Genomic DNA, 6,558 nt, shown 5'->3' on the forward strand with positions numbered 1-6,558 from the left:
CGGACTGCGGCCCGGACGAACCCGTGGCCCTGTTGCGCCGGCTGGGCTCCCGGGGGAGCGGCGCCGTCGTAATGTCAGATCCGGCCCGCGCCCAGGCACACGCCGGGCTCGCCAACCTGCTGCAGCCCGGCACCGCTCCGGATCCCGAATCCGTCCGCAAGATCCAGGCCATCCTTCGCAGCGGCGGAACGGGCGTGGTCCCGCTGGCTGGGCCCGGCACCTGCCCGCCTGACAATTTTTCCCAGGACCTGCCCCGGGACACGGCGATGGTCCTGGTGGAAGCACGCCTCGCCCCGCCGCGGATGCTGGTGTTCGGCGCCAACGACTTCGGTGCCGCCCTCGTCCCGGCCGCCAGGCTGCTCGGCTACCACGTGACCCTCGTGGACGCCCGCCCTGCTTTCACCGCGCAGCCGCGGTTCGCGGCGGCCGACGAAGTGGTGACGGACTGGCCGCACCGCTACCTCGCCGCGGAATCGGCGGCCGGGCGGCTGGACAGCCGCGCCGTGGTTGCCGTGCTGTCCCACGACCCCAAATTCGACCTTCCGCTGCTGGAAACGGCACTGGCCCTGGACCTCGCCTACGTGGGCGCCATGGGCTCCCGCCGCAGCCACCTGCAGCGGGTGGACCACCTGCTTGCCGCCGGCGTCCGTCCCGAATGGATCGCCGAACTTCACTCGCCCATCGGACTGGACCTCGGCGCCGTCACGCCGGCGGAAGTGGCGGTGTCCATCACCGCCGAGCTTCTCGCCTCCCGCAACCGCGCCGCCCGCTGCATCCCGCTGCGGGACGCCTCCGGTCCCATCCACCAGCAGCCCGCACCCGGGCAGCCGCACACCGCCACCCCACAGGAGATCGCATGGACATGAACACCATTGAGGCGGTGGTTCCCACCACCGACCCCGCAGAATGGCGCGACGGCGACGCCTGGCTGGCCGGCGGAACCGTCCTGTTCTCCTATGGCAGCCTCGCCTTCGGCCCCCGGCCGCTGCGCCGCCTCCTGGACCTCGGCACCGCCGGCTGGAAGCCCGTCACTGTTTCCGATGACGGCATCGACCTCGCCGCGACATGCACCGTTGCCGAGCTTTACAAGCTCCCGGAGTCAGCCGAAGCCGCGGGCCGCCCCTGGCCGGGGCTGGACCTGGTCCGGCCGTGCTGCGATTCGTTCGTGGCCTCCTTCAAGGTCTGGAACACCTCCACGGTGGGCGGCAACCTGTGCACCTCGCTTCCGGCCGGGCCCATGATCTCGCTCTGCGCCGGGCTGGACGGGGTGGCCACCATCCTGGGAGCCGGCGGCGCCAGCCGCACCGTTCCGGTGGCGGACTTTGTCACCGGCGACACGAAGAACTGCCTGGCACCAGGTGAACTGCTCCGCAGCATCCAGCTCCCGGCGTCGGCCCTTGCCTCGCGGGTGGCGTTCCGCCGCCTCTCGCTGAGCAATCTGGGCAGGTCCGGGGTGCTCCTCATTGGACGGCTCGACGGCGGCACCGCCTTAGTCCTCACCGTCACCGCCGCAACAAAGCGGCCCGTGCAGCTGCGCTTTGACGGTCTCCCGGAGCAGGACCAGCTGGCGGCGGCCCTTGACGACGGGATACCGCAGGAGCTCTACCACGACGACATCCACGGGCTGCCGGCCTGGCGCCGGGACATGACCTACCGGCTCGCCGAGGAAATCCGCGCCGAGCTCGCCGCACCGGAAGGGGCGGCCGGGCTCCAGGTCTCCGGAGACTTCTGGCCACCCCGGGCGCTTCCACCGCAGGCCGGCCGCGACGCACTTTCGAAAGGGGCCTGAGCAATGGCCATCGAGATCAACGGAACATCAGCGGATGCCGCACCCCGCCCGGGGCAGTGCCTCCGGACCTTCCTGCGCGAGCAGGGCGCGCTCGGCGTGAAGAAGGGCTGCGACGGCGGCGACTGCGGGGCGTGTACCGTCCATGTGGACGGCACCCCGGTGCACAGCTGCATCTACCCCGCCGTGCGGGCAGAAGGACACGCCGTCACCACCATCGAGGGCCTGGCCGCCACATCCGGCGCGGAGCTCCACCCGGTCCAGCAGCAGTTCCTTGAGCGGCAGGGCTTCCAGTGCGGCTTCTGCACCGCGGGCATGGTGATGACCGCCGCCACGTTTGACGACGAACAACGGGACAACCTGCCCCGGAACCTCAAGGGCAACCTCTGCCGGTGCACCGGCTACCGGGCCATCGGTGACGCTATCTGCGGCCACGCCGGCCACCCTGATCAGCGCGGCCCGGGTTCCGGCATCGCCGGGGAAGGCCAGCCCGATCCCGAGCCCGGACGGCTGGGCGACGACGTCCCGGCCCCCGCCAGCCGGGCCGTGGTCACCGGCACCGCCCGGTACACCCTGGACATCCCCGTGGACCAGCAGCAGGCCCTGCTGCACATGAAAGTCCTGCGCTCGCCTCACGCGCATGCGCGGGTCGTTTCTATCAACAAGGACGCGGCCCTGCAGGTACCGGGCGTCGTGGCGGTCCTCACCCACGAGGATGCCCCGGCCCAGGCGTTCTCCACCGCCCAGCACGAGCTGTTCACCGACGACCCGGACGATACCCGCGTGCTGGATGACGTGGTGCGGTTCATCGGGCAGCGGGTGGCCGCCGTCGTCGCCGAATCCGTTGCTGCCGCCGAAGCGGGCGTTCGCGCCCTGCAGGTGGAATACCGGGAACTGCCCGCGGTCTTTACGCCGCAGGATGCCCTGGAACCCGGTGCGCCGCTGGTGCACGGCGACAAGGACGGCACAACTGCCCGGATCTCCCGGCCGGACCGCAACGTGGTGGCCGAACTCCACTCCGAACTGGGCAGCGTGGCAGAGGGTTTCGCCGCCGCCGACTTCGTCCACGAGCAGACCTACCGCACCCAGCGCGTCCAGCACGTCGCCCTGGAAACGCACGCCGCCATCGCCTCTGTGGACGATGGCGGCCGGCTCCAGGTGCGCACGTCCAGCCAGGTCCCCTTCCTGGTCCGCCGCACGCTGTGCCGGGTGTTCGGGCTGGAGGAGGACAAGGTCCATGTGGTGGCCGGCCGCGTTGGCGGCGGGTTCGGCGGCAAGCAGGAGGTGCTGGTGGAGGACCTGGTGGCACTGGCAGCCCTGAAGCTGCAGCGGCCGGTCCAGCTGGAGCTGACCCGCACCGAGCAGTTCACCGCCACCACCACCCGCCACCCCTTCACCATCAGGCTCAAGGCCGGAGCCACCTCGTCCGGCGACCTGACCGCCCTGGAACTGGACGTCCTCACCAACACCGGCGCCTACGGCAACCACGGCCCCGGCGTGATGTTCCACGGCTGCGGCGAGTCCCTGGCCGTGTACAAGTGCGCCAACAAGAAAGTGGACGCGCACGCCATGTATACCAACACCGTGCCCGCCGGTGCATTCCGCGGGTACGGGCTGAGCCAGATGATCTTCGCGATCGAATCCGCCATGGATGAACTGGCTGCGGGCATCGGGATGGACCCGCTGGAGTTCCGCCGCCGGAACATGGTCCGGGAGGGGGACCACATGCTGTCCACCCAGCCGGAACCGGAAGAGGACGTCCACTACGGCAGCTACGGCCTGGACCAGTGCCTCGACCTGGTCCGTGACGCGCTGGACCGGGGCCGCGAACGCTACCGGGCCGCCGGCCTGGCCGAGCTGGGCCCGGACTGGCTGACCGGGGAAGGTGCGGCGCTGTCCATGATCGACACCGTCCCGCCGCGCGGCCACTTTGCCCACTCCCGGCTGAGGCTCCTGCCGGACGGGACCTACCAGGCCGACGTCGGAACCGCCGAGTTCGGAAACGGTACCACCACGGTCCACGCCCAGCTCGCCGCCACCGCCCTCTCCACCGAGGCCTCGCGGGTGGCGGTACGGCAGTCGGACACGGACCTGATCGAGCACGATACCGGTGCGTTCGGCTCGGCCGGCACGGTGGTGGCTGGGAAGGCCACCCTGGCGGCGGCCGAGGAACTGGCCGTCCGCATCCGGGCTTTCGCGGCCGGCATCCGGCAGACCCAGGCCGCCGCGTGCGTCCTTGACGGTGACGCCGTGGTGATCGACGGGACGCCCCTGGCCCTGGCGGAACTGGCGCAGGCGGCCGCGGAAGCCGGCGTCGAACTTGCTGCCGAGGGCCGCTGGGGCGGGACGCCGCGTTCCGTGGCGTTCAACGTCCACGGCTTCCGGGTTGCGGTGAACCGCGGGACCGGCGAGCTGAAGATCCTGCAGAGCGTGCAGGCGGCCGACGCCGGCGTGGTGGTCAACCCCCGCCAGTGCCGCGGCCAGATCGAGGGCGGCATTGCCCAGGCGATCGGCGCGGCCCTGTACGAGGAAGTGGTAGTGGACGACGCCGGCAGGGTCACCACGGACATCCTGCGGCAGTACCACATTCCCACCTTCGCGGACGTGCCGCGAAGCGAGGTGTACTTCGCCGAGACCAACGATTCCCTGGGGCCGCTGGGCGCGAAATCCATGAGCGAAAGCCCCTTCAACCCCGTGGCACCCGCCCTGGCCAACGCCATCCGCAACGCCACCGGCGTGCGGTTCGCGTCCCTGCCCATCGCCCGGGACCGGATCTACCTGGGGCTGAAGGAAGCGGGGCTGGTGCCTGCCGAGCGCGTGCTGTCCTGAGGCGACGCGGGGTCACAAAATACCCTCCGGCGCGACATCCTTGGACCGGATGTGGCCCTGCGTTGCATATAGTCGAGGGATGGAACAGCGGATTTTAGGCAAGACCGGGCGGAACGTGTCCGTCGTGGGGCTGGGTACGTGGCAGCTCGGCGCTGACTGGGGCAACGTGGACCCCGCCCAGGCGCAGGCCATCCTGGCGGCTTCCGTGGAAGCGGGCGTCACCATCTTCGACACCGCGGACGTCTACGGTGATGGACGCAGCGAACAGGCCATCGGGAAGTTCCTCGCGGACAACCCCGGGCTGGACATCACCGTGGCCACCAAGATGGGCCGCCGGGTGGACCAGGTTCCGGAAAACTACACCCTCGCGAACTTCCGCCAGTGGGTGGACCGCTCACGGACCAACCTCGGCACCGACACCCTGGACCTTGTCCAGCTGCACTGCCCTCCCACGCCCGTCTACAGCAACGCCGAGGTCTACGACGCGCTGGACACACTGAAGGCCGAGGGTGCCATCCGCGACTACGGCGTCAGTGTGGAACGGACGGACGAAGCCCTCGAGGCGATCCGGCATGAAGGCACGGCCTCCGTCCAGATCATCCTGAACGCCTTCCGGCTCAAGCCGCTGGACGAGGTACTCCCCGCCGCGAAGGCCGCAAACGTGGGCATCATCGCCCGGGTGCCGCTGGCCTCCGGCCTGCTGTCCGGCAAGTACTCCAAGGAGACCTCGTTCGCCGCGGACGACCACCGGAACTACAACCGCAACGGCGAGTCCTTCGACGTCGGGGAAACATTCTCCGGCGTGGACTACGAGCTTGGGTTGAAGGCCGTGGCGGAATTCGAGCAGCTGGTACCCGCGGGGGCCACCACGGCGCAGGCGGCCATCGCGTGGATCGCCGCGCAGGACGGCGTCACCACCGTGATCCCCGGCGCGCGGAACGTTGAGCAGGCGGCGGCGAACGCCGCTGCTGCGTCAGTGCCCATCAGCGAGGAGTTCGACGGCGGCGTCCGCTGGATCTACGACCACTACTTCCGCGAGGCCATCCACCCGCGCTGGTAGGGTCCGCTGCCTGATGAGTCCCGCTGCAGGCCTCGACAGGTTCGTCGCGGCCCTTGCTGCGGCGGAGCCCGGGCCCGGATGCACCAACTTTTTCGACCACTCGGTGCCCGCTAATGCAGTTCGCCGGGCGAACCTGCGGTTGTACCTTTCGGCAATGCTGGACTTCTCGCCGGACGTGCTTCTGGTGGGCGAAGCGCCCGGCTTCCGCGGCATGCGCATCACCGGGGTCCCGTTCACCAACCGGACCATGTTTGAAGGACCGGCCAACAGTTTTGGCCTTTTCGGCGCGGGCACGGGATACGTCCTGCCGCCTGATGCTGCGGGTGTCCCGGCCGAGCCGACAGCAACCGTGATGTGGCAGGTCCTGGCCGAGCTCGAGTTCCTGCCCTTGCTGTGGAGCGCTTTCCCCTGGCACCCGCACCGGCCCGGCCAGCCGCAGACCAACCGGACGCCACGGCCTGCGGAAACAGCCCTGGGGACGCCGTTCTGGCAGGCGCTGGCTGAGCTGTTCGCTATCCGCAGGCTCGTGGCCGTGGGCAATGTGGCGCACCGCAGCCTGCTTCAGGCCGGCCTGGACGTGCCCAAAATCCGGCACCCGTCCCACGGCGGCCGGACCGGCTTCAAGCAGGGACTGCAGGAACTGCTACTGGAGTAGGCCCAACTGGTCCGGGGTGTCCACGTCCCCGCCGGTGGACTGGTCGCTGCAATCCACCTCGTCCACCAGCTCAGGATGCGACTTTAGGAAGGTGCGCGCCCCGGCGTCGCCCGTCACCGTTGCGCGGACCGCCTTCCGCAGCGAGGCATCGATGAGCAGGGGATGACCGCGCCGCAGCGCAGGCGGCAGGCCGGCGTCGGGCGCCTGCGGGGGGCGGTAGGCGGCGGC

At 70.2% G+C, this 6,558-nt stretch carries 5 protein-coding genes and 1 pseudogene; 5 read left to right on the forward strand and 1 reads right to left on the reverse strand.

Annotated elements, in window-relative coordinates:
* The 5 genes from AC5RTT_RS19145 to AC5RTT_RS19165 all read left to right on the forward strand — a co-directional run.
* On the forward strand, positions 1 to 866 hold an 866-nt coding region (locus AC5RTT_RS19145; protein WP_494146513.1), incomplete at its 5' end, for an XdhC family protein.
* Positions 857 to 1,789 (forward strand): FAD binding domain-containing protein, encoded by a 933-nt coding sequence (locus AC5RTT_RS19150; protein WP_494146514.1) that lies wholly within the window; start codon positions 857 to 859, stop codon positions 1,787 to 1,789. The genes AC5RTT_RS19145 and AC5RTT_RS19150, both read left to right, overlap by 10 nt.
* Positions 1,790 to 1,792: 3 nt before the next feature.
* A complete protein-coding gene (locus AC5RTT_RS19155; RefSeq protein WP_494146515.1) occupies positions 1,793 to 4,615 on the forward strand; it encodes a molybdopterin-dependent oxidoreductase in 2,823 nt (940 codons plus the stop codon).
* Between the two features lie 79 nt (positions 4,616 to 4,694).
* A complete protein-coding gene (locus AC5RTT_RS19160; protein WP_494051728.1) occupies positions 4,695 to 5,675 on the forward strand; it encodes an aldo/keto reductase in 981 nt (326 codons plus the stop codon).
* A gap of 13 nt (positions 5,676 to 5,688) precedes the next feature.
* On the forward strand, positions 5,689 to 6,330 hold the full coding sequence (locus tag AC5RTT_RS19165) for a uracil-DNA glycosylase (protein ID WP_494146516.1): 642 nt from the start codon (positions 5,689 to 5,691) through the stop codon (positions 6,328 to 6,330).
* Here AC5RTT_RS19165 and AC5RTT_RS19170 read toward each other — a convergent pair.
* Positions 6,319 to 6,558: pseudogene (locus tag AC5RTT_RS19170) on the reverse strand (nucleotidyltransferase family protein); the annotation flags it as partial. The gene AC5RTT_RS19165 and the pseudogene AC5RTT_RS19170 overlap by 12 nt on opposite strands.

The sequence above is a fragment of the Arthrobacter sp. Y3221157 genome (assembly GCF_059089865.1).

Excerpts from the sequence above, each read along its gene's own strand:
- AC5RTT_RS19150 (WP_494146514.1), top strand. The coding sequence starts at position 857 with ATGGACATGAACACCATTGAGGCGGTGGTTCCCACCACCGACCCCGCA.
- AC5RTT_RS19155 (WP_494146515.1), top strand. The coding sequence starts at position 1,793 with ATGGCCATCGAGATCAACGGAACATCAGCGGATGCCGCACCCCGCCCG.
- AC5RTT_RS19160 (WP_494051728.1), top strand. The coding sequence starts at position 4,695 with ATGGAACAGCGGATTTTAGGCAAGACCGGGCGGAACGTGTCCGTCGTG.
- AC5RTT_RS19165 (WP_494146516.1), top strand. The coding sequence starts at position 5,689 with ATGAGTCCCGCTGCAGGCCTCGACAGGTTCGTCGCGGCCCTTGCTGCG.